This is a genomic window from Anabaena sp. AL09, from assembly GCF_001672255.1.
Classification (GTDB): domain Bacteria; phylum Cyanobacteriota; class Cyanobacteriia; order Cyanobacteriales; family Nostocaceae; genus Dolichospermum; species Dolichospermum lemmermannii.
Map to the genome: position 1 here is coordinate 152,795 of NZ_LJOQ01000085.1, position 22,051 is coordinate 174,845.

Sequence of the window (22,051 nt, forward strand, 5' to 3'; positions counted from 1 at the left end):
CATACCACAGGGATTAAAATCCCTCGTGTCGCTTCCCTCTGTTGGGAGCCAAGCCACGCTCGTTTCCCACTTACCGCGAGGTCTTATGAGACTGGGAATTCATTCCCAGGTGGGCTATGGGTTTTACGTTAAGTTGACACATATCAGCACTGCTAAACCCCTACAAATCTAGGTTTTTCGTAATTTCGTAAAAGTCCATGTCCCAACCGTGTTTATAACTGTAGAGGCAGAGCCTCTGTGATAGCATTCCCAGTCAGAGACTGGGAACGAGATATGCTAAACTTCTACTTCAGTGCTAATGTTAGATATCTCCGCGAATTTCTTCGACAATACCATCACGGAGGACAACTTCCACCTGCATTTTACTAATCAAATTATCACCTAGTTCAATCCGGAAAAAGCTTTCCATTTGAAATTGATTGACTTCTTGATCTAATTCCAATAATTGTACTTGCTGGAGGTTTTGCAGCATTTGGTTTTTCTGCTCTAGAAGTTCACTTTTCTTTTGATTGACTTGCAGTTGAATGTTGTCAATTTGTTGGAGTGTTTGGGGTCCTGGTGGTTGCACACTCTGTTTTTGAATGGCGCTAACTGCTCTTTGTCCTTCAACGTCTAATTGTTGCAGTTGTTGGTCAACTTGATTAATTTGACCTTGTAGTTGCTGTTGTACTTCCTCTTTCCAGAGACTAGTAACTATGGCTTTGACATTAATCGGGCGTTTTAAAAGCAATTGAGGGTTGGAAACATCCATAAAAATTGTCCGTTCACTCTTAAATAGTTTGTAGTTTGGGGGAAGTCAGGAGTCAGGAGTCAGGAGTCAGGAGTCAGGAGAAAAAAGAAAGAAAAAAAGAAGAATTTTCTTCCCATTCCCCTCTGCGGGGCTGCTTCCCTATATCTCCATTAAGTTCTGAAAGATCATCTGCGATTTAGGGAATTATTTGGCAAACATTGCGTTGATAATATCGCAATATCGTGCCATGACAACGTGACGACGGATTTTGAGCGTTTGTGTCATGAGTCCATTTTCAATTGAGAATTGTTCCTCAATGAGTTTGAACGGTCCAACACGATCATCGGCTCGGTAGCTGGGACGGTTTTGAACTTCCCGATTTAATTCCTGACGAAACAAATCCTGGACTATTTTACTCTCTAAGTCAATTTTTTGACTATTATTTTGAGTTTCTGCCCATTTTTCTAAGGCTTCTAGGTTGGGAACAATCAAAGCACCAATACTCCGTTGATCTTGCCCTACTAACATGATTTGGTCAATATAGGGTGATCTTAAACAAGCATCTTCTATGGGCTGGGGTTCGATGTTTTCACCGTTGGTTAAGACAATGGTGTCTTTTGCTCTACCTGTTAATACTAGGTCATTTTCAGGAGTTACCCAACCTAAATCACCGCTATCAAACCAACCTTCTGTGTCTATGGCTTTGGTTGTGGCTTCGGGATTTTGATAATAGCCCTGCATGATTTGTGGCCCTTTGAGCAGGACTAAACCCCGTTCTCCCACTGGTAGAGGTTGACGAGTCTCAGGATTGACAATTTTCACTTCTGTACCGGGAATGGGTTGTCCTGAAGAACCCCGTAAATTTCGCCAAGGACGACGAGCATTAGTTACTGGTGAGGTTTCTGTTAAACCATAACCTTGTAAAATTTCCACCCCAACAATTTCAAAGAAGTTATCTATATATGCAGGTAGCGCCCCACCACCGCTAATAACGTGCTTGATGTTGCCGCCAGTAGCTTCTCGCACTTTGGTATAAACTAATTTTTCACCGAGTGCATGGAATAATAATAAACCCAATTCTGTTATTTTGGCTTGGGAACGTTCAATAAATGAAGCGTGAATGTGATTTAAACTCAATCCCTGGCAAATACGCCGTGCTTCAATATATTTCTGGCTCGTTTCTAGTAAGAACTTGACCAAACTTTGTTTTTTGGCTGGTTGTTCGCGGAATTGCTTTTGCACTCCTTCATAAATTGATTCCCATAGTCGAGGAACAGCAATCATGTAATTGGGTTTAAATTTCTTTAAATCCCCTTTCACAGAACGCAAATTAGTGTATATTTGGGTACAGCCTTGGGAAAGTAAGAAATACTCGCCACTGCGTTCATAACTATGCCATGTGGGCAGAATACTCAGAACAATATCTCCTTTTTCTGGTTGGACAACCACCCCCAAACTTTTAACTTGGTGCAGCAAATTTTTGTGAGATAGCATTACACCCTTGGGTTTTCCCGTAGTACCGGAGGTATAAATCAGGGTTGCTAAACTTTCGCTGCTTTGTTTGGTAGCTATTAAAGTGTTGTTACTACCAATATCTAATAATTGGGAAAAGTTCACCACTGGAAAATTGCGTTCTGTGGGTGGTACTTCATCAGAAAGGAGAACTACCAGCTTAATCGGTAATTCATTTAAGCTTTCTCCTAACTTATTTAGAGTTTTGAGATCCTCAATTACTAATGCGGTACTGCCACTATGGGAAATAATATAAAGTAATTCTTCTCGTTCTGCTTGAGCGCTACGGACTGCATTTACCGCTCCAGCGGTCATTATACCTTGATCGGCAATAAACCAGCGGGGACTGTTATCAGCAATGAGGGAAACCCGTTCACCATAGGGAAGAGTTTTGCTATTGTTTATATTGATACCTAACTTTTGCAAACCGGCGGCAAATTGTTGAATTTGCCCTGACAACTGACTATAGGTAATTTTTACTTCTGGTTTGGAGTGGGGGTTATGCAGGGCAACAATATTACCAAATTTCCTGGCAGCTAAAGTCCAAATTTCTGGTAGTGATTCCACATTTGTGTAATCTACTAAACTCTGTAAAGCCAGGCTTTCCCGCTCAGAAATGTTAGCTAAGAAAGAAGTTGCAGATTGGGTTTTTGTCATAAATGCTGATGTTAAATTCAATTAATAACCAACTATTTAATCTTTAGTTTACACATTAATTGATCACAATTACTGAATTATCACCGTTCCATATATAAAAATCTATGCTAAACTGATTTTATATAAACTAAATACTATGGTTGAGTCTTAGGACATTGCCATATATTTTAGTTTTAGTCAAACTGTTTTCATGTAATTTCATTTGGGGGTGATTCCCTATAGATTTGATGGATGTATTATTGCTCACCGTCATCAATGCTGGGGCTTGTTTGGCTTTGCCTAGGCTGCTATCTATGGTTTTGGTTCGTAAACCTCAACAATCTCAACCATTTGCCCTTGCTTCTAGCTGCAAATCCGCCAAAATGGAAATGACCAGTTTCCCGTATTGTACAGCCTACGGATTAACTGGTAGTCAATCTTGTAAATTTAGTCCGAATTTTTGTTCCCAATGTTCTCCTAATTAAAGAGAATATTAGCGAATAATAGCAATCCTCAATTATTTGTGAATATATTTATTTTCTTCTCTGCGCTATTCATACAGCACTTCCTGGTGTTATGAGGTACATATCTAGCGGGCAAGATGCCCGCACTACAAGAGTTTCATGATTCAACTTTGTCCCTCATAAGAGCGGAAACCGCTGTAATTCTCGGTAAAAACATCAATTTTCACAAATCAGACAGGATTGCTATACATAACTAGGGAATAGAAAAGTTGCAAGTATTTAATTTACTTATGCAAGTCAAAGACATTCAAAAATTCAAAAATGGTGTTTAGAATGCAAAATCAAGATGTAGTTATCACAGGGAGAGTTATTTATGAGTTTAATTGATGGTCTATTTTTAACAATATTGAATACGGCTATTTGTTTGGTTTTACCAAAACTGCTATCTCTGGCTTTATCGGCAAAAAACTAAAAATCAATATCATCTTTAATGGTTTTTTGTTTTTCTCTGCGCCATTTTGCTCTAACTAAACGAATTTCGTCAAAACTGTAGCTTTCACCTAAATTTTCCCGAATGGGTGTGAGGGCAATATCACCAACAATTTCTAAAACGTTCCAGATTTTTTTCTGACGTTCTAAGGGGACTAATTTACTTAAATCTACAGGTTGTTTTTTCTCAATTAAATTTGCAAGATGATTGATAATTGTGGCAGTTTTAACGTTGCGTTGTTTAGCGATGTTTTCAATACTCAAACCCTGATTATATAATTCCAATGTTGTTAATTCTGTATCAGAAGGTGAGTGAGAATGAGGTGAGGAACTAACTCGATTAATCGTCTTTTCTTGTAATCCTTGTTCTTGGCGGTATTTTTGAATTTCTGCTAAGAATCTTTCGCCATATTGAGATAATTTATGACTACCAACCCCGGAAAGATTGCCAAATTCATCTAAGGTTTTTGGTTGGCTTTGTGCCATTAACTTGAGGGTAGAATCATGGAAGATGACGTAGGGTGGTACTGCTTGTTCGTCTGCGAGTTCTTTCCTAAGCGATCGCAATTTTTGCATTAGCACTTCTACATCTGCTGCTTTGACATTTCCCTCTTCCCAATTAGTTTTCTTGGCTATAGGAACAGCAATGGAAACTGGGCGTTGTTTTCGCATTACTTCCCAACTCAAAGCATTAAGTTTTAAAATTGAATAACCGTCTGCGGTTTGTTCTATTAACCCTTGATGTAAAAGTGATCTTCCTAACATTCGCCATTCATCTACTGTTTTATCTTTGCCAATTCCATAGGTAGAAAGTTGATCATGTTTATTAACAACAATTCTCTGATTTTTCGCGCCTCTTAATATATCAATAATATGTAACATTCCATATCTTTCTTTACACCTGGCCACACAAGATAGAAATTTCATGGCTTCAATTGTCCAATCTTGGACAGGTTTAGGATAAAGACAATTATCACAATTTCCACAATTTCCCGGAAATCTTTCCCCAAAATAACTTAATTGAATTGTGCGTCTACAGTCTGTACCTTCTGCATAATCAATTACCTGTCTTAGTTGCTGTTTAGCTATTAATTGTTCTTGGGGATCTGGTTTTTGATTAATACTCCATTCAATGGTTTTAATATCACCATAATTGAAAAATAATGTACATTTGGAAGGTTCATCATCTCTGCCGGCTCGTCCTGATTCCTGATAATAACTTTCTAAATTTCGCGGTAAATCGGAATGCACCACAAACCGCACATCAGGTTTATTAATACCCATACCAAAGGCAACTGTGGCTACCATTACCCGCACATCATCCCGAATAAACCGAGTTTGATTTTTTGATCTTTCATCATCACTTAAACCAGCATGATAAGGTAAAACTGAAACTTTATCATTTTGGAGTTTTAAAGTTATTTCATCTACTTTTTTGCGAGTTAAACAATAGATAATTCCTGAACCTTCATTTTCTCTAACTATTTCTAATAATTCGGCGTAAGCACGATTACTTTTAGAACGGACTTCATAATGAAGATTTTGGCGGTTAAAACTAGCAATATGAATGCTGGGTTGTTTTAATCCTAATTGTTCGATAATATCAGCCCTGACTCTATCTGTAGCGGTAGCAGTCAAAGCAATTGTCGGTACATCAGGATAACGTTTTCTGAGTAATCTTAATTGCCGATATTCTGGGCGGAAATCATGCCCCCATTCTGAGACACAATGGGCTTCATCTATGGCAAAGGTGGAAATTCCGACTTTTTCTTTAACTACGTCTAAAAGCGGGAGAAATCGTTCACTAACGAGGCGTTCTGGGGCGACATAAAGTAATTTTATCTTACCATTCATGATCGCTTCTTCACGGGAGCGAACTTTATAGGCATTAAGACTACTATTCAGAAATGTGGCAGAAATGTTATTAGTTCGTAGTGCTTCTACTTGATCTTGCATTAAGGCTATCAATGGTGACACTACCACTGTTAAACCGGGTTTCAAAAGTGCCGGTAATTGAAAGCACAGAGATTTACCCCCACCTGTAGGCATGACTACCATTAAATCACGATTTTCTAAGGCATCTTCGATAATTTGCCGTTGTCCAGGGCGAAATTGATCATAACCAAAATGATGTTTTAAGGCTTTTTCTAAGTGGGGGTACTGAAGCATGGTAGATGGCTGTTGCGTGTCTGAGTTGTGATGAAGATATTAAGATTGTAACAATTTCGCCGTTGTCTGTGAGAATGATTGGAGGTGGTTTTGCATTCAAGCTATCAACAGCGATATGATGATATCTGAGCGATCGCACTGGCACTATTATATATTTAGATTGAATAAACGAACCACGAAGGAGCGAAGGTAGCGAAGGAAGAAGAGTTTTAGAGAGTTTTTGCGTTAGTTTTGGTAAATTGTGTTTGTTGGGTGTTTTTTTGTAATAAACTAGGTAAGCTAGTTTTAAAAATTACCCAGGATTTTGTATTTTGCTATTTTGTGAAAGAATTTAACATCTGATTTATTCAGATTAATTTAAAAAAAGCGAACCGGATAAACTTATGTTTATTAGTATTGATCAAATTAAGGAGTCTCTGAAACATTTAGAAAAGGTAGATTCTTTTTGGGGAATTACTTTTCTAAAATTTAAGCAATTACGATTACCTGTAGGGAATACTATTGAAGTATCTCTACATTCTGAAATTGAAGATTTTGTAGAAAAATACTATAAACCCTGTAAGGAATCAGCATATTTTTATAGATATTTCGGGTTGCCAAAAACTAAATGGATAAAACTTAACAGATATGTAGGGTATCTTGAAAAAATGCAACCCTTTAGTAAAGAGCATTTTATAGCAGCATTAATACATCAAATTGATGAAGATGCCTGGGGTTGGAAAGATAACTATATTGAAATTTTGAAGTCTTGTTTATATAAAAATCAAGTAATTCCTCTTTTCCATTTAGCTGTCTGGATATATCGTGAAAAAGAATGGTCATCTGAAACAACACCAGAAAGTATCATTCAAAATTTCAAAAATGAGTTTTTGTTAAATGAACAAGAAATCAATCAATTGTTTGATATTTCTATTCCTGAAGGAATTAATCGAAATCAGCTTTTTCAAGATAAAGTAGTCTCTTGGAAAGAATTAAAAACTGTTATTGGTAAACCTCCAGATATTCTACCCGAAGAAGGTACTTTAACTTATTTAGAAATACAAGGTGTAGGGGCTGCAAAAAAACTTTGTTTTGAACCAGCAGAAAGACTGAGCTTAATTACAGGTGATAATGGACTGGGTAAAACTTTTTTACTAGAATGTGCTTGGTGGGCTTTAACTGGACAGTGGGCAAATTTACCAGCATATCCAACGCAAACTGCAAGTGAAGATGAACCTGTAATTACATTTGAAATTTCTGGAGATTCTGAGTCTGATATAGAGAGTATTTCTTATGACTGGCAGCTTCAAAGATGGAATGAAATTAAAAATCGTTCAACTATTCCAGGTCTTTTGATTTATGCCAGAGTAGATGGTTCTTTTGCAGTATGGGACACAGCAAAACAATATTTGTCATCTCCTTCACGTATTAGAAATATTGATAAAAAACCACTTCCTTTTGTGTTTACAAAAGATGAGTTATGGAATGGTCAAAAAGATGAAAACGCCAATACTTTTATTAATGGATTATTGCAAGATTGGATTCAATGGCAAAGTAGACCAGATAAATATCCATTTGACACCTTAGTAAAAGTATTAGAACGTTTATCTCCTCCAGAACAGGGTGATTTAGGAATTTTGAAACCGGGAGAACCTGTCAGACTTCCTTATGATGCTAGAGAAATTCCCACCATAGAACATCCTTATGGAACTGTTCCCATTATTCATGCTTCCGCAGGGGTACAGCGGATAATTACAATGGCTTATTTGATAGTTTGGGCTTATGAAGAACATAAAATACAATCAAAACTTATCCGCAGAGAACCACAGAAGAGAATGGTTATTTTAGTAGATGAATTAGAAGCACATCTTCACCCCCAATGGCAAAGGGCTATTTTACCTGCTTTGTTAGATACCAGAGATGATTTAGCATCTGATTTACAAGTGCAAATTATGGTTGCTACTCATTCTCCTTTAGTTATGGCATCTGTAGAACCTAGATTTGATGCAAGAGTTGATAAGCTATTTAGTTTAGAACTGGTGAAAAGCGATTTATTAGGGAATGAAGTCCAAATTGAAGAACTTCCTTTTATCCGTCAAGGTGTGGTAGATTATTGGTTAATGTCTGATGTTTTCAAATTGCGTCATTCGCGTTCTTTGGAAGCAGAAAAGGCTATAGAAGCAGCAAAAGTTTTACAATTGTCAGATAATCCAAATTCGGAAGATGTGGCAAGAGTATCAAATGATTTGGCCAGGTATTTATCAGAAGATGATAGATTTTGGCCAAGGTGGATTTATTTTGCAGAACAGCATGGAGTACATTTGTGATTCCTATTAAACCCCAACCTGAACCTGATGATTTTGATAAAAAAGTTAGAAAAGAAGGTAAAGATTTTTTAAATAAAGTTCCTAATCCTAAAACAAAAGATTGGAAAAACCGTGATTATTGGCGGAGATCATTGCGTGATTTATACGATGCTTGTAATCATATTTGTGTATATTCAGCACAATGGATTCCTTATGACACAGGTAGCCCAGCAGTTGATCATTTTATTCCTAAAACGGTTAACCCTGAACTAGCCTATGAATGGGATAATTTTCGTCTTATTTGCTCAAAAATGAACTCTATCAAAGGAATAAAAACAGAGATTATAGATCCTTTTTTCTTACCGGCAGATAGTTTTATTATTGATTTTCCTTCTATGCTTATTAAACCTAATCCTAATCTTTTAGAACCACTAAAAAGCAGAGTAGTTTATACAATTGAATGTCTCAAACTTAATGAAGAAATGCGTCAATTGGGGCGTTCAGATCAGCTAATAAAGTATTGTAAAAAAGATTATTCTTTCGACCATTTAAAAGAAAACTATCCCTTTATTGCTTATGAATTAGAACGTCAAGGATTAATAGAAGTAGACAAGATAGCAAAAATTATGGGGGTGAGATAGTTTATATTTAAAAACATTGTTAGTTTTTATATGTTTAATAAAACTTAATTGATTAATGTATTATTTGTGATTTGTGAATGGAAATAAATTACAGTAGAAAAAATATTTCAGAACTTATGAGTACAAATTCTCAGTTTAGGTGTCACAATATAAATTATGAACTTTTTTAAACTCACATCATGAAAGCAATTTGGAATGGCGCTATTTTAGCCGAAAGCGATAATACTGTAGTTGTGGAAGGAAATCATTATTTCCCTGCTGACTCTATCAAGAAAGAATATTTTCAAGACAGCAGCACTCATACCACTTGTCCCTGGAAAGGGGTCGCTAGTTACTACAGTGTCGAAGTCAATGGACAAGTTAATAAAGATGCTGCTTGGTATTATCCTAGCACCAAGGAAAAGGCTAAAAATATAGAAGGTTATGTTGCTTTCTGGAAAGGTGTAAAAATCGAAGCTTAGTAAACAAAAAGATTCCCGACTTCTTAAAGAAGTCGGGAATCTAAGTTAAGTATTTCTAATCTTTAGCAATCACAATATCATTAGATTTAATCACAGCATAAGCTTCTGTCCCTTCAAACAATTCTAACTCCTCAGCGGAAACTCTAGTAATCATGGAAGTTAACTCAACTTTCTGAATAATTTCTAAAGTTACTTCAGTATTTACACTTCCAGTTGTGACTCGTTTCACGACTCCTTTGAGAACATTACGCGAACTCACTTTTAATGCTTTTTTGGGACTAACAATTTCAAATTCAGGATGCTTAGTTTCTGCTTTTTCCTGTGAAGTTGATAATGATATGGACGGTGATGAATATTTATTAAGTCCCCGCACTAATTCTCGCAAAATCTCAGTTTTAGTCCGCTGGGAGTTTTGACAAAATTCTTCTAATATCTTGCGTTCTTCTTCAGATGTTTGAAATGTCACCCAACCCTGGTCTTTTCTTGGCATAAAATTACTAATTTATTGAGTAAATATAATCCTAATACAATACTAGCAATAATCAATACAATCAAGGGCGCAGACCCTGCGCCCCTACAGGTTTCCCTATATTGCTAATTCATTTTAAGCAATGCTAGAAATACTGAAATCTGGTGGTATATCTTGCAGTCTTCCCGGACCAATAGCTTGTAATCCTTCTTTGAGGAGAATATCACCAGTATACAAGGCTTTACCAACTATCACACCTGTTACCCCTTGGGGTTCTAAAGCTAATAAACTTAATAAATCGGTGACAGAACTTACACCACCTGAAGCAATTACGGGTATGGAAATTGCCGCTGCGAGTTCTCGTAATGCGTCTAAATTTGGGCCTTCTAGTGTGCCGTCACGGTTGATATCAGTGTAAATGATGGCTGCTGCACCTAGTTCTTGCATTTGTACTGCTAGTTGAGTGGCTAATACTGTTGATGTTTCTAACCAACCACGAGTTGCAACTAAGCCGTTACGGGCATCTATGCCAATAATAATCTTTTCGGGAAATTCTTGACAGAGTTCTTGGACTAGCTGGGGTTGTTCAACGGCGACAGTTCCCAGAATTGCCCAATTTACTCCCAGATTAAATAATTGTACAACACTTGAGCGATCGCGCAATCCGCCCCCAACTTCAATGGGTATATCAAGATTATTTCTAATGGCTTCAATAGCTGCTAAGTTGACGATTTTCCCAGCTTTTGCGCCGTCTAAATCAACTAAATGTAGTCTTGTTGCGCCTTGGTCTGCCCACATTTTCGCTACTTCAACGGGGTTTTCGCTGAATACTTGCGATCGCTCGTAGTCTCCTTTGTATAGTCGCACGCAGCGACCTTCTAGTAAATCAATTGCGGGGATTACTTCCATAATTGGTAATTGGTAATTGGTAATTGGTAATTGGTAATTGGTAATTGGTAATTGGTAATTGGTAATTGGTAATTCTTTCTATTCCCTGTTTCCTGTTCCCTGTTCCCTGTTCCCTAATTCCTGTACTGCTTGGCGAAAACCTAAGACTAGTAAGATGTTAGCAAGGGTTAAAAAGACTTCTGCGCTGCCATGTAACCAGTCTACATTGGCTAGTTGTTCTCCGTACTGGACTTTGGCGTAAATGGCGGCGGGGATGGTGATGGCGACAAATACCAATGTGCCGTAAAATCCATATAGGGCTAAACGTGGCATTTGTGGACTGCGGCTAATAAACCACAAGAAACCCAAGTAGGGAAAGAGAGAAAGGGCAAAAAGGGTTTCTTTTGATATCATTGTTCTGATTTGATAGATTGTGTCTCAATGGGGCTTGTAGACTTGGTAGAACGCCAAATTAGATAAGCTGCTACCCAGAGAGTAAAGTTACCAACTAATGTCATGGTAGCTTGTAGGGTGACTAACCATTCTAATGATTCGGAATTGTCGAAATAATGCCAAGTACAAGCACACATTGCGCTAATTAAAGCTGGTAACATAGCAAAGGATAATCCCCACCAACTCCGATTTTCTGTAAGTTCACCGTATATCCAAATTAGCCAAATTGCGGCTATCCACTCAATGACGCTAGAAATATGAATTATCCAGGTGGGAATCGAAAGGGTGTGCATAATTAATCTAAAATCTAAAATTTAAAATGGGGAAAATGCGGGTTTTATTGTCTGGGTATTACGGTAAGGGTAATGGTGGTGATGAAGCTTTGTTAGCCACACTTCTGCAAATGCTACCACTTGATGTTACTCCTGTGGTGCTTTCTGGAAATCCTGAAGAAACTCATCGGCGTTATGGTGTGGAATGTTACAACCGCATGGCGATTTTCTCAGTCTTAAAGGCTTTGCGTTCTTGTGATGCTTTTGTTTGGGGTGGTGGTAGTTTAATTCAAGATGCTACCAGTCTGATTAGCCCTTTTTATTATGGCGGATTGATGGCTTTAGCTCAAGTTATGGGTTTGAAAACTGTGGCTTGGGGACAGGGTATAGGTCCTTTGTTGCATTTCCAAACTCGTTGGTTAGCGAAGAGGAATTTTGCAGGTTGTACTCAAGTGAGTGTGCGCGATCGCTCCAGTTCTCGGTTATTATCAGATTGGAGTATACCCCATATCCTTGCCCCTGACCCAGTTTGGGCGTTGGAATCGAAGCCAGTCCCGGAATTAGTAGATTTACCAAAACCCAGAATTGCAGTTACTTTAAGAAATCATCCTCAATTAACAGAAAAGCGGTTAACAAATTTAACTCAAGCTTTAGTTAATTTGCAGAAAGAAACCCAAGCTTTTATTTTATTATTGCCATTTCAAAAAAGTGAAGATCTAGAAATTGCGGAAAAAATTCATACTCAATTACCAGATGTGAGTAGAGTTATTTGTTCCGAAGATCCACAAATTTTAAAAGGTGTATTTCGCGGTGTGGAAATGTCCATAGGAATGCGTTTACATAGTTTAATTATGGCAGCAAGTGAAGGTTCACGTTGTTTTGCATTGAGTTATGATCCCAAAGTTAACCGATTAATGGAAGATTTAGAAATACCTGGTTGGGATTTAAAGGATTTACCAGATGATATACATTTAATTAGTAAAAGTTGGATTAATTATTATTATCATGGTGAATCTTTGTCACCTCATAAAATTCAATCTTTAATAAATGGAGCTTTTTTACATCGGGATTTGTTGAAGGAAGCTTTAAAATGAAATTTCCTCAATAGCACTTAAGTAGTGGATACAGCAGCTTTCAGCAGTCTAAACTGTGATTCTTGTGATTCTTGTGATTTGGATAATGATTTTTGGGCTAATAAATCTATAAATCATCTAAATCAAATTAATCACATAAATCATAGTTCAGACTTTTGTCTGATATTGTCACTGTAATCACAATTAAACTTCACACCCTTACTCTGTCTTTAGTAAGAAGAGAATTGGTCGGACTAGACGTAGGGTTAATGGAACGACTGTTAAAGGCAGCGAAATACCATTAGGAGAATCATCATGGTTTTAGTTAGCGAGCGTCCAGGGACGAAAAAAATCACCAGCTTACAACAGCAGTTTATCTATGAAGTGAACATCATGTACGATGCTGAAAATCGCTTCTTAGAAGCCCAGCAAATGATGTGGCAATGTTGTCAAAATAGTAAATTGAAAGCTGTGATTGAGCCACATATTCCAGAAACTGAACAGCATATCGAAAACCTGAAACAGGTTTTATCTATTTTAGGAGAGCAACCACAACGAATTACCTGTGATCTTGCGGTTGGTTTAATTAGTGAAGGTCAAAAATTTGCCCTTTTAGCTGCCGATAATCCCAAAATTATCGACTTAGGATTGGCAGAATGGCATAGTAAGATTGAACAATTGGAAATAGCTTGTTATCGTGGTTTAATTAAGGTAGCGGAACAAATGGGACAAAACCAAGTTGTCCAGTTGTTAGAGCAAAACTTACACCAAGAAGAACAGACAGCACAAAAGCTGGAACAGTTGATGATGCAGTTAGTTCAAGAAGCGAAGCAAACTGAAGCTAAGGCTACTGCTAAAGCTCGTTAGTTTGATGGCTATTTCTTCAAAAAAGTCCAGTTTAAACTGAGTCTTTTCCCATAGTAAAATCCCCAGTTTTTGATAAATTCGGGGATTTTAACTTACGGATTTTGATCAATCAAATACTAAAAATCTATAAATCAGGAGGCAGGATCACTTTATCAATTGCATGAATAACACCATTCTTACCTTGGATATCTGCCTGAGTTACCTTGGCATCATTGACACTTACACCTGCTTTTGGATCAACTTTAACATTAATAGCACCCCCTTCTACGCTTTTTACTTCCCCAGATTTTAATTCAGTGGAGAGTACCTTACCTGGGACTACATGATAGGTTAAAATTTTCACCAATACTTCCTTATTTTCTGGCTTCAATAAATCCCTTAATGCGTCTGCTGGTAATTCTTTAAATGCTGCATCTGTGGGAGCAAAAATGGTAAAAGGACCCTCTCCCTGTAAAGTATCTGTCAGTCCTGCTGCTGCTAAAGCTTTAATAAGGATTGTAAAAGATCCATTCTCATTGGCCAAAACTACTAAATTTTTAGTTGGTTTTGTTTCGGTTAGAGGTGCTGTTGGGGTGGGTTTAACAGTGGGAACTTCTGTTTCTGGCTGTCTGGGTGTGGTAACTGGTGCAGTTTCACTGGGCTTTTTACCACGATTGTAGAGCGGTTCGTTGAAAATACTTGGTCTGGAATTGGGATTGCGGACTTCTTTCGCTGGAGATGGGATAGTAGTCAAAAGACCGATACTCATTAATCCCATGATTGCGGTAATTTTGGTCAATAATTTGCTGTAATTAGCGTTCATAAATTCTGTTTGTATTGATTGCATACAAGTTATATCAAGATTTATCACATTCTGCCAACTAAAAAGGTTCTTGACTGAGGAACAAGATTTTTTGTAAAAATTTAGGTAAAGTTATCAAAGAATTTAGAAGTCGGTAGTCAGAAGTAGGAATATTGATAATATCCAACAATTTCAACAATTTTATGCTGTGAACTATTTTGAATATCTCAAGTATCTGGAAAAATGCTCAATCAATTGACAGGCATAACAATCCAAGTTTAATTATCACACAAATTCGAGTAACTTTCAACTTGATGGGCAACAACTCAACCCAGAAAATGATAAATTTACAGGAAAAATGCTAAGAATTAAGGATACAATTATAAAATTAACAACTAAACAAGTTGCAAAATATACAATATGCTAGAACTATATCAGTGGGAACTATCTCAATTTTCCGAAAAAGTTCGTTTACTCCTAGATTATAAAGGACTGGAGTATCGCAAAATCGAAGTTGCACCAGGAATTGGCCAGCTAGAATTATTTCGCTTGACTGGACAAAAACAAGTTCCAGTGTTAAAAGATGGCAATAGATATATTGCTGATTCTACAGAAATCGCTAAATATTTAGATTCAGAATACCCAGATCGTCTGCTGATACCGATAGATCCCAAAAAACGCGCTTTGACTTTATTATTGGAAGATTGGGCTGATGAGTCAATCGGTGTTAAAGGTAGAAAGGCTCTATTTGCAGCTATTAGTCAAGATCAGAGTTTTCGTAAGTCGTTGTTACCAGTTTCCACTCCAGATATTCTCAGAAGTGTTATCGAAGGTGTTCCTGGTGATTTTCTGTCAGCGCTGGGTTTTGGTGTAGGTTTGACCCCAGATGTGATAAATGCGGCTGTTACTAGCTTAAAACAAGATTTGGATATTATTACCCAATTGTTGGTAGGTAGTCCTTATTTAACAGGTGATGAACCAACTTTAGCTGATTTAACAGTTGCTAGTTTATCAATGCTTTTGAAGTTTCCCGATGGTGCTTATTTGGATTTACCAGTATCTCTGAGAGGGAAAGGATTGTCCAGCATAGCCAATAATCCTGATTATGAAGCATTTTTCGCTTGGCGCGATCGCATCTATTCACAATTTAGAAAACCATTACCAGGAATCACACCACCCGGAGGAAATTCACCAACAAGTATTCAAATTGACTAAAGAATGGGTAATGGGTAATGGGTAATGGGTAAGAATTTCTTTCTCTGTCCTCCCTGTTCCCTAACAACTGACAACGAACAACTGACAACTGACAACGAACAACGAACAAAAATGAATTTGGGATTACCATTAGGTTCAGTTATTGAAGGTTCTCTGACTGGAGGTTTAGAAGTCAGATTACACCCAGATATCTCTGTAGAAGATATGCGGGTAGGTAAATTTCTCGTGGTACAGGGAATGCGATCGCGCTTTTTCTGTATGCTAACAGATGTATCCTTGGGTATGGCAAATGACCGCATTACAGCTAGTCCTCCCAATTGGGATGATAGTTTCTTGCGCGAAGTATTAGCCGGTAGCGGTACTTATGGGATGATCAACCTAGCACCCATGCTGATGTTTACCCCTGAATCTCCAGCATCTGGCTTTTCTAGTAATGGTAAATCCCCCAATTCTTTCATACCATCGTCTACGGGTTTAGCATCCTTTCAACCCCAAACCAGTACGACGATGGAATTATTACCTGTTAAAACTATTCCTAGTCACTTTAGCCAAGTTTACGAAGCCAAGGAAGAGGATTTTCGGAAAGTTTTTGGCTGGGAAGATGATCCTCAACGCAAAAACTTTTCTATCGGTAAACCCTTAGATATGGATGTGCCGGTTTGCATTGATTTAAACCGCTTTGTGGAACGGAGTAACGGGATTTTTGGGAAATCGGGAACTGGAAAATCTTTCCTGACGCGCTTGATTTTAGCTGGTGTAATTCGTAAGAATGCTGCTGTCAACTTGATTTTTGATATGCACTCAGAATATGGTTGGGAAGCAGTCGCAGAAGGAAAAAACGTCAACACTGTTAAAGGCTTAAAACAGTTATTTCCCGGACAAGTTGAGGTTTACACACTTGATCCAGATTCAACAAAGCGTCGAGGTGTTCGGGACGCACAAGAACTATATCTCAGCTATGAACAGGTTGAAGTTGAAGATATTAAATTGTGTAATCGTGATTTAGGACTTTCTGAAGCGGCTTTAGATAATGCCAATATCCTCTTTACAGAGTTGGGTAAATCTTGGATTATTAAGTTACTAAATATGAGTAACGAAGATATTGAGATGTTTTGTGACGAAAAACGCGGACACAAAGGCTCAATTATGGCATTACAGCGGAAACTTTTTCGCTTAGATAGTTTAAAGTATATGCGTAGTGCTTGTCCGCAAAATTATATTAAAAACATCGTCCAATGTCTAGAAGCTGGAAAAAACGTAGTTATTGAATTTGGTTCCCAGTCAAATATGCTTTCATATATGTTGGTGACAAATATGATCACCAGACGGATACATGAGCATTATGTCAAAAAAGCTGATAAATTTCTCCAAAGTAAAAATCCTTTAGATCGGCCGACACCATTAATGATTACAATAGAGGAAGCGCACCGCTTTCTTGACCCAGGAGTTGTCCAAAGTACGATTTTTGGAACTATTGCTAGAGAACTGCGAAAATATTTTGTCACGCTTTTGGTAGTTGATCAACGTCCATCAGGCATAGATAATGAAGTCATGTCCCAGATCGGGACTCGGATCACCGCTTTGCTCAATGATGAAAAAGATATTGATGCTATTTTTACGGGTGTATCTGGTGCGGGTGGTTTACGCTCAGTCTTAGCTAAGTTAGACTCTAAACAACAGGCCTTAATTTTAGGTCATGCTGTTCCTATGCCAGTGGTTGTGCGGACTCGTCCCTATGATTCCACATTCTACGCCGAAATTGGCGCGATCGCTTGGGAAGAAAAAACAGACGAGGAAGTATTTACCGCTGCTGAACTAGCAAAAGCAGACTTAGGCTTCTAGTTTTAAATCAATAACTAACAACTAACAACTGACAACTAACAAATGACAACTAACAAATGACAACTAACAAATGACAACTAACAACTAACAACTTCGTAACATCCCTCCATTTCCAAGGAACTCAAGTTCGGTTATCCGGCTACTTGAAAGCAACTTTAGAGGGAGTTTTCGCGTCACCATGAGTGTATAAACACAGTTTTTGGAAGTTAAAGAAAAATAGTGATCAACTTTTTGCCTTGATTACTGAAATATTTATCATCTGGGAACTTTACTATTGACTCTGTTTGTCGTAACATAAAATCAAAGTAAACTCATACTGACTCCGGTTTTTAAACCGACTACTAGATAACTTAAAAAAAGAATTCTAGCAACCAACCCAATGTATTTCTGCTAAAACTCCAAAATTAAGAGAGGGTAACGAGACACATTTTTAGACTAGCAACATCTTAATAAAGGCTTAATTAGTGTAATTTTTGATGGTAGCTTTCCGTGTTCAATGGTGTATATTGTCAGCTTACGAATTGCCTTTGTTAAAAAAAATATTGATTATGCTTAAAGAGTAGAGGATAAAAGCACCAATGGCTACAGTTAAAAATCATACAGAGAATGTCAATGCCAAATTTACCGCTGATATGGTAAGAACTTATCTGCGAGAAATTGGCCGTGTACCTTTGTTAAGCCGTGAACAAGAAATTATCTACGGTAAACAAGTACAGCAAATGATGGCGTTGCTAGAAGCTAAAGAAGCTTTACGCAAAGAAATTGACCATGAACCTAGTTTATCAGAATGGGCTGCCCGTGTTAATCAATTAGAAACAGAACTAAATCATTTGATGACGCAGGGTAAGCGAGCCAAGCAAAAAATGATTGAAGCGAATTTGCGCTTGGTTGTAGCTATTGCGAAAAAATATCAAAAGCGGAATATGGAATTTCTGGATTTAATCCAGGAAGGAACTTTGGGATTAGAACGGGGTGTGGAGAAATTTGATCCCATGCGGGGTTACAAATTCTCAACCTATGCTTATTGGTGGATTCGTCAGGCAATTACCAGAGCGATCGCCCAACAAGGTCGGACAATCCGTCTACCAATCCATATTACCGAAAAACTGAACAAAATTAAAAAAGTTCAACGGGAATTAGCGCAAACATTAGGAAGATCACCCACACCTACAGAAATCGCCAAAGAACTAGAGTTAGAACCCGCTCAAATTCGTGAATATCTGAATATGGCGCGTCAACCAGTTTCTTTAGATGTGCGCGTCGGTGAAAACCAAGATACCGAATTGCAAGAAATGTTGGAAGATGACGGGCCATCACCAGAGTATTACACGACTCAGGAGTTTTTGCGTCACGACTTGAATAACCTGCTTGCAGAACTAACACCCCAACAGCGCCAAGTTGTAGCCTTACGCTTTGGCTTAGAAGATGGAAATGAACTCTCTTTAGCGAAAGTTGGTGAACGTTTGAACCTCAGTCGGGAACGAGTTCGTCAATTAGAGCATCAAGCTCTTGCACATTTACGTCGTCGCCGCGCTAATGTTAAAGAATACATTGCCAGCTAGGAATGTGAACACGCAACAGTGTAATTCAAAACATCCCTCTTGGTGATGAGCCTCCTGATTTTAAAACAGGGGGCAATTTTTTTATTTTAATTTATTTTGCGAAATCTGTGAATTAGAAGTTGTATGTATCTATGGGTCAACACCAAAATTCAATAGATTAGATATTTCCCAAAAGTACACAATGACAATGACAAAGTATAAAAATCGCCAATCTCAATTTTACATCCCCCAACTGGATGATTTTTTGAAGTAAAGTATAAAGTTACTAAATAATTATAATCTCAGATTATTCCCCAAAATTATATAAATAGGGAGTTTTTGCTTAATTTTAAATTAAATATATAGATAAAACTTTTGAGGGAATCTTAGGTAATTAGTATTTAGTTATTATTGCAGGAATCCAGGAAACAACAATAGTTAACTTTATTACAGGAAAAATCCGATGCTTAATCATATTTCCAAATTAATGACTTCTAGCCAATTTAAATTTCCCATCGTTGGACTGATTGTTTCGGCTGGTGTTTTAGGTATTAGTTATTCTAGTCAACAACATTACAAACTTCTCTCATCAACAGCCTTAGCTACTAATTATGTAGTCCCTATTAATCAAAGTCAGATTAACTCCGATTCTTCTCTTTTATCACGACTCCAAGAAATAAAAGAGGAAAGCATTCAAAAATCACCAGTTAATATTTCTCGTCAAATCTCTACTGATAAATTGACGGAAAATATCATAGCATTATCTACAAATACGAGAGAATTAGGAAAAAAAGGACAAGTCCAATTTCCAGAACAAGATGGAACTTATCTTTATGGACAATCATCTACACCAAATCAATTAGGACAAGGTTACATCCTCTTTCAAAAACAGCAAAGTAAAATTATTGGCGCTTTGTATGTTCCTCACTCTGAATTTAGTTGTTTTCAAGGAACTTTGGCTAAGTCAGGAGAATTAGCAATGACAGTGAGAAGTTCCCCTGGTGAAGTTGGTGCGATAGAAGTTTCTACAACAAGTACAATCCCTAAAATTAGTGATGATGAATCAACAAGTTATGCTCACTCAATAAGTTTGCAAGACTATGATCAAATAAGCTCTTTGAGTGCTAATGATAGAGAAATGTTGAATATGTGTAAACAGGAAGCTAACGGTATGTATAAGTAACCTATACCTCTTTTTTAATACTCAATTCCCGCTTGAGCTTTCACACCTTGATCCTTAAAAGGATGCTTAACTAATGTCATTTCGGTGACTAAATCAGCCCTTTCAATTAATGCCGGCGGTGCGCCTCTTCCCGTGAGAATTACGTGCTTGTCCGCTGGTTTTTGGGCTAAACCTGCTAATACTTCTTCAACCTGTAAATAACCCAGTTTCAGAGCAATATTAATTTCATCTAAGAGGACTAATTTAAAATCTGGGTTATTGATAAATTCTAGGGATTTTTCCCAAGCCGCAGCAGCTTTATCCAAATCCCGATCCCGATCTTGGGTTTCCCATGTAAAGCCTTCTCCCATTGCATGAAATTCGAGTTGGTTTTCCCAATGACTAAAAGCGCGTTTTTCTGCTGGTTCCCATGCGCCTTTAATGAATTGCACTATAGCTACTTTATGTCCATGTCCGAGCGATCGCAAAACCATTCCCAAAGCCGCAGTAGTTTTACCCTTACCATGACCAGTATTGACGATAATTAAGCCTTTTTCCGGTATGGCTTTAGCTATGCGTTGATCTTGGACTTCTTTCCGTCGCTGCATTTTTTGACGGTATTTTTCATCAGTTTGCGATGTTGATATTACCTCATCAATTAACCGGGAAATCTCTTGATCTGCTGAATCTGGATGTAATTCTTCTGGTGTGTCGCTTTTCATAAATCCTGTTGATAAATAACTGTTAAGACTAAGAGCATGAAGTATAATTTTTCCGTTTCGACAAATTCATTAGTTATGATAGACCAGAAATCACATAAATTCTGTTAGCTGTGATCTTAATAAAAAGTAGAAATATCTGTGAGGGTTGGCATCGGTTTCCGAGTTAATCCTCTGGGATAATCTTATTGTAAACCAAAAAGAGCGATCGCGTCTCGTATCCCTTACATTACCGAAAGAACAGAGATAGCGCAACCTAGTAATCGCTTAAAGAACGAACTGATCTCACCCTGCAAGAATTTTTCCTCAGCTTCATTATCGAGTTCACTCCGTATTTCTTTTAGATCGGAATCATCAAGTTCTTGTGATGCGGATACTCTCTGCATATATTGTTCTGAATTGAGAATATCCAATATTTCATGTAGGTCTTTTTCAGTTATTTTTCCAGAAGACCCTTCATTGGGATTGTACTGTTCAATATTTACGTACATTTCAACCACCTAACTTAAGTTAACAGCTAATTAATTGTGATTTTCACAGAGGAAGATAGTAAATTTGTCCTGCCAATTCTCCCTCTAAACAGCACTCTATCAGAAGCAAAATATCTTCTATTACTTGCCCAATTCGTGTATCTGTAATAACTTCAATCACTCCTGGCATGGGCTGACCTTGTGTAATCCGTTCATAGGCATAGTTTGTAATTGTAGCGACATCATGAGTAAGTAACACTCGGTCTTCTTTGGCTGCCCATGCTAGGATAGTTGGGTCATCTTCACCCAAAAGACCAACATCTTGGACTCTGACAATATCAATATTTGGGTTACGTCGCAACAATCCCCTCACAATAGTATTATCAAAATTTTCGTCAGCAAGCAGTTTCAACATACTTCCCGTTCTGCTTTCCGAGCCAACAATCTATCACGCAACCCTTGGGGGTCAAATCTTGCCTCATTCATCCTGCGAATTTCCTGTGCTTGTTGCTGTCTTTGCTGTAGATACACTTCCACTTCTTGTTGATGATTGAGGTAGAAGGCAATGGTAGCATAGACATCAGCAAGTTTAAGGGATGGATAACGGTAAGCAATTTCCTCTGCTGTTGTTCCTTGTTTAAAAACAGCAATTACCGTATCTAGTGTTACACGAGTTTTGCCTATCCTAATGACACCATCAGTGGTAAATTCCAATGGTGCAGGTTCGGATGCGATTCCTTCAGAGAGACTCACTAACGCTTGTGCCATAATTAATAACAAGTTAGTTATGTTTAATAATAGCAAATATTGGTTGAGATATACCTTTGGATTTGCTCAAATAGAAATAGAAAATTGGATGACTTCCGAAGTATTATCTTCAGCATTGCCGCTAATTTATATAGCTGCATAACA

23 protein-coding genes are annotated in these 22,051 nt (G+C 37.6%); 11 read left to right on the forward strand and 12 right to left on the reverse strand.

Features of this window, described 5'->3' with window-relative positions; translation table 11 throughout:
- Positions 1 to 301: 301 nt before the first annotated feature.
- A complete protein-coding gene (locus AN490_RS17350) occupies positions 302 to 751 on the reverse strand; it encodes a YlqD family protein (RefSeq protein WP_015083358.1) in 450 nt (149 codons plus the stop codon).
- Between the two features lie 183 nt (positions 752 to 934).
- Complete coding sequence (locus tag AN490_RS17355; protein ID WP_300005914.1) at positions 935 to 2,899, reverse strand: long-chain fatty acid--CoA ligase; 1,965 nt, start codon at positions 2,897 to 2,899, stop codon at positions 935 to 937.
- Between the two features lie 227 nt (positions 2,900 to 3,126).
- On the opposite strand from AN490_RS17355, the gene AN490_RS17360 reads away from it, so the two are divergent.
- Complete coding sequence (locus AN490_RS17360; protein WP_300005917.1) at positions 3,127 to 3,363, forward strand: hypothetical protein; 237 nt, start codon at positions 3,127 to 3,129, stop codon at positions 3,361 to 3,363.
- Positions 3,364 to 3,810: 447 nt separating this feature from the next.
- Here the strand turns inward: AN490_RS17360 and recQ are convergent, their stop codons facing one another.
- Positions 3,811 to 6,000: a DNA helicase RecQ gene (recQ, locus tag AN490_RS17365; RefSeq protein WP_300005920.1), complete on the reverse strand. Its 2,190-nt coding sequence runs from the start codon at positions 5,998 to 6,000 to the stop codon at positions 3,811 to 3,813.
- Between the two features lie 383 nt (positions 6,001 to 6,383).
- Here recQ and AN490_RS17370 point away from each other — a divergent pair, with 383 nt between their 5' ends.
- From AN490_RS17370 to AN490_RS17380, 3 genes are all read left to right on the forward strand, one after another.
- A complete protein-coding gene (locus AN490_RS17370; protein WP_300005923.1) occupies positions 6,384 to 8,306 on the forward strand; it encodes an AAA family ATPase in 1,923 nt (640 codons plus the stop codon).
- The gene (locus tag AN490_RS17375) at positions 8,303 to 8,926 is read left to right on the forward strand and encodes a hypothetical protein (RefSeq protein WP_300005926.1); all 624 of its coding nucleotides are present in this window, start codon (positions 8,303 to 8,305) and stop codon (positions 8,924 to 8,926) included. The genes AN490_RS17370 and AN490_RS17375 overlap by 4 nt, the downstream gene beginning before the upstream one ends.
- Positions 8,927 to 9,102: 176 nt before the next feature.
- Complete coding sequence (locus AN490_RS17380; protein WP_300006174.1) at positions 9,103 to 9,387, forward strand: DUF427 domain-containing protein; 285 nt, start codon at positions 9,103 to 9,105, stop codon at positions 9,385 to 9,387.
- Positions 9,388 to 9,442: 55 nt separating this feature from the next.
- Here the strand turns inward: AN490_RS17380 and AN490_RS17385 are convergent, their stop codons facing one another.
- The 4 genes from AN490_RS17385 to AN490_RS17400 form a co-directional block, all read right to left on the reverse strand.
- Positions 9,443 to 9,877, reverse strand: coding sequence for a molybdopterin-binding protein (locus AN490_RS17385; RefSeq protein ID WP_300005929.1), 435 nt, complete (start codon positions 9,875 to 9,877; stop codon positions 9,443 to 9,445).
- Positions 9,878 to 9,991: 114 nt separating this feature from the next.
- Positions 9,992 to 10,765, reverse strand: a complete 774-nt coding sequence (hisA, locus tag AN490_RS17390) for a 1-(5-phosphoribosyl)-5-[(5-phosphoribosylamino)methylideneamino]imidazole-4-carboxamide isomerase (RefSeq protein WP_300005932.1) — start codon at positions 10,763 to 10,765, stop codon at positions 9,992 to 9,994.
- 78 nt (positions 10,766 to 10,843) lie between these two features.
- The gene (locus tag AN490_RS17395) at positions 10,844 to 11,158 is read right to left on the reverse strand and encodes a DUF3593 domain-containing protein (RefSeq protein ID WP_015083350.1); all 315 of its coding nucleotides are present in this window, start codon (positions 11,156 to 11,158) and stop codon (positions 10,844 to 10,846) included.
- A complete protein-coding gene (locus tag AN490_RS17400) occupies positions 11,155 to 11,490 on the reverse strand; it encodes a DUF2499 domain-containing protein (protein WP_300005935.1) in 336 nt (111 codons plus the stop codon). The genes AN490_RS17395 and AN490_RS17400 overlap by 4 nt, the downstream gene beginning before the upstream one ends.
- 26 nt (positions 11,491 to 11,516) lie before the next feature.
- On the opposite strand from AN490_RS17400, the gene csaB reads away from it, so the two are divergent.
- A complete protein-coding gene (csaB, locus tag AN490_RS17405) occupies positions 11,517 to 12,563 on the forward strand; it encodes a polysaccharide pyruvyl transferase CsaB (protein ID WP_300005938.1) in 1,047 nt (348 codons plus the stop codon).
- Between the two features lie 294 nt (positions 12,564 to 12,857).
- Entirely contained in the window at positions 12,858 to 13,409 is a 552-nt protein-coding gene (locus tag AN490_RS17410) for a DUF892 family protein (protein ID WP_300005941.1), read from the forward strand.
- A gap of 124 nt (positions 13,410 to 13,533) precedes the next feature.
- Here the strand turns inward: AN490_RS17410 and AN490_RS17415 are convergent, their stop codons facing one another.
- Positions 13,534 to 14,211, reverse strand: a complete 678-nt coding sequence (locus AN490_RS17415) for a fasciclin domain-containing protein (protein WP_300005944.1) — start codon at positions 14,209 to 14,211, stop codon at positions 13,534 to 13,536.
- 399 nt (positions 14,212 to 14,610) lie between these two features.
- On the opposite strand from AN490_RS17415, the gene AN490_RS17420 reads away from it, so the two are divergent.
- The 4 genes from AN490_RS17420 to AN490_RS17435 all read left to right on the forward strand — a co-directional run bounded on the left by AN490_RS17420 (position 14,611) and on the right by AN490_RS17435 (position 19,971).
- Positions 14,611 to 15,405, forward strand: coding sequence for a glutathione S-transferase family protein (locus AN490_RS17420; RefSeq protein WP_168653672.1), 795 nt, complete (start codon positions 14,611 to 14,613; stop codon positions 15,403 to 15,405).
- A gap of 111 nt (positions 15,406 to 15,516) precedes the next feature.
- On the forward strand, positions 15,517 to 17,247 hold the full coding sequence (locus tag AN490_RS17425; protein WP_015083344.1) for an ATP-binding protein: 1,731 nt from the start codon (positions 15,517 to 15,519) through the stop codon (positions 17,245 to 17,247).
- Positions 17,248 to 17,825: 578 nt separating this feature from the next.
- Positions 17,826 to 18,809, forward strand: coding sequence for an RNA polymerase sigma factor, RpoD/SigA family (locus AN490_RS17430; RefSeq protein WP_300005949.1), 984 nt, complete (start codon positions 17,826 to 17,828; stop codon positions 18,807 to 18,809).
- Positions 18,810 to 19,251: 442 nt separating this feature from the next.
- The gene (locus AN490_RS17435) at positions 19,252 to 19,971 is read left to right on the forward strand and encodes a hypothetical protein (protein WP_300005952.1); all 720 of its coding nucleotides are present in this window, start codon (positions 19,252 to 19,254) and stop codon (positions 19,969 to 19,971) included.
- Between the two features lie 14 nt (positions 19,972 to 19,985).
- Here the strand turns inward: AN490_RS17435 and cobO are convergent, their stop codons facing one another.
- From cobO to AN490_RS17455, 4 genes are all read right to left on the reverse strand, one after another.
- Positions 19,986 to 20,672, reverse strand: coding sequence for a cob(I)yrinic acid a,c-diamide adenosyltransferase (gene cobO, locus AN490_RS17440; protein WP_213719872.1), 687 nt, complete (start codon positions 20,670 to 20,672; stop codon positions 19,986 to 19,988).
- 221 nt (positions 20,673 to 20,893) lie between these two features.
- Entirely contained in the window at positions 20,894 to 21,160 is a 267-nt protein-coding gene (locus AN490_RS17445) for a hypothetical protein (RefSeq protein WP_300005956.1), read from the reverse strand.
- Between the two features lie 43 nt (positions 21,161 to 21,203).
- Complete coding sequence (locus tag AN490_RS17450; RefSeq protein WP_300005959.1) at positions 21,204 to 21,554, reverse strand: DUF5615 family PIN-like protein; 351 nt, start codon at positions 21,552 to 21,554, stop codon at positions 21,204 to 21,206.
- Complete coding sequence (locus AN490_RS17455; protein WP_300005962.1) at positions 21,548 to 21,907, reverse strand: DUF433 domain-containing protein; 360 nt, start codon at positions 21,905 to 21,907, stop codon at positions 21,548 to 21,550. Before AN490_RS17455 ends, AN490_RS17450 begins: the two co-directional genes overlap by 7 nt.
- A 19-nt stretch (positions 21,908 to 21,926) precedes the next feature.
- Between AN490_RS17455 and AN490_RS17460 the strand changes: the two genes are divergently transcribed.
- On the forward strand, positions 21,927 to 22,049 hold the full coding sequence (locus AN490_RS17460) for a hypothetical protein (RefSeq protein WP_257720878.1): 123 nt from the start codon (positions 21,927 to 21,929) through the stop codon (positions 22,047 to 22,049).
- The last annotated feature ends 2 nt before the right edge of the window (positions 22,050 to 22,051 follow it).

What these genes read in the sequence shown, in the direction of transcription:
- AN490_RS17355 (WP_300005914.1), bottom strand. Translation starts at nt 2,899, where the DNA reads ATGACAAAAACCCAATCTGCAACTTCTTTCTTAGCTAACATTTCTGAG.
- cobO (WP_213719872.1), bottom strand. Translation starts at nt 20,672, where the DNA reads ATGAAAAGCGACACACCAGAAGAATTACATCCAGATTCAGCAGATCAA.
- AN490_RS17435 (WP_300005952.1), top strand. Translation starts at nt 19,252, where the DNA reads ATGCTTAATCATATTTCCAAATTAATGACTTCTAGCCAATTTAAATTT.
- AN490_RS17400 (WP_300005935.1), bottom strand. Translation starts at nt 11,490, where the DNA reads ATGCACACCCTTTCGATTCCCACCTGGATAATTCATATTTCTAGCGTC.
- AN490_RS17460 (WP_257720878.1), top strand. Translation starts at nt 21,927, where the DNA reads ATGTTTAATAATAGCAAATATTGGTTGAGATATACCTTTGGATTTGCT.
- csaB (WP_300005938.1), top strand. Translation starts at nt 11,517, where the DNA reads ATGGGGAAAATGCGGGTTTTATTGTCTGGGTATTACGGTAAGGGTAAT.
- AN490_RS17450 (WP_300005959.1), bottom strand. Translation starts at nt 21,554, where the DNA reads ATGTTGAAACTGCTTGCTGACGAAAATTTTGATAATACTATTGTGAGG.
- AN490_RS17385 (WP_300005929.1), bottom strand. Translation starts at nt 9,877, where the DNA reads ATGCCAAGAAAAGACCAGGGTTGGGTGACATTTCAAACATCTGAAGAA.
- AN490_RS17410 (WP_300005941.1), top strand. Translation starts at nt 12,858, where the DNA reads ATGGTTTTAGTTAGCGAGCGTCCAGGGACGAAAAAAATCACCAGCTTA.
- AN490_RS17430 (WP_300005949.1), top strand. Translation starts at nt 17,826, where the DNA reads ATGGCTACAGTTAAAAATCATACAGAGAATGTCAATGCCAAATTTACC.
- AN490_RS17370 (WP_300005923.1), top strand. Translation starts at nt 6,384, where the DNA reads ATGTTTATTAGTATTGATCAAATTAAGGAGTCTCTGAAACATTTAGAA.
- recQ (WP_300005920.1), bottom strand. Translation starts at nt 6,000, where the DNA reads ATGCTTCAGTACCCCCACTTAGAAAAAGCCTTAAAACATCATTTTGGT.
- AN490_RS17425 (WP_015083344.1), top strand. Translation starts at nt 15,517, where the DNA reads ATGAATTTGGGATTACCATTAGGTTCAGTTATTGAAGGTTCTCTGACT.
- AN490_RS17420 (WP_168653672.1), top strand. Translation starts at nt 14,611, where the DNA reads ATGCTAGAACTATATCAGTGGGAACTATCTCAATTTTCCGAAAAAGTT.
- AN490_RS17455 (WP_300005962.1), bottom strand. Translation starts at nt 21,907, where the DNA reads ATGGCACAAGCGTTAGTGAGTCTCTCTGAAGGAATCGCATCCGAACCT.
- AN490_RS17415 (WP_300005944.1), bottom strand. Translation starts at nt 14,211, where the DNA reads ATGAACGCTAATTACAGCAAATTATTGACCAAAATTACCGCAATCATG.
- AN490_RS17360 (WP_300005917.1), top strand. Translation starts at nt 3,127, where the DNA reads ATGGATGTATTATTGCTCACCGTCATCAATGCTGGGGCTTGTTTGGCT.
- AN490_RS17350 (WP_015083358.1), bottom strand. Translation starts at nt 751, where the DNA reads ATGGATGTTTCCAACCCTCAATTGCTTTTAAAACGCCCGATTAATGTC.
- hisA (WP_300005932.1), bottom strand. Translation starts at nt 10,765, where the DNA reads ATGGAAGTAATCCCCGCAATTGATTTACTAGAAGGTCGCTGCGTGCGA.
- AN490_RS17395 (WP_015083350.1), bottom strand. Translation starts at nt 11,158, where the DNA reads ATGATATCAAAAGAAACCCTTTTTGCCCTTTCTCTCTTTCCCTACTTG.
- AN490_RS17445 (WP_300005956.1), bottom strand. Translation starts at nt 21,160, where the DNA reads ATGTACGTAAATATTGAACAGTACAATCCCAATGAAGGGTCTTCTGGA.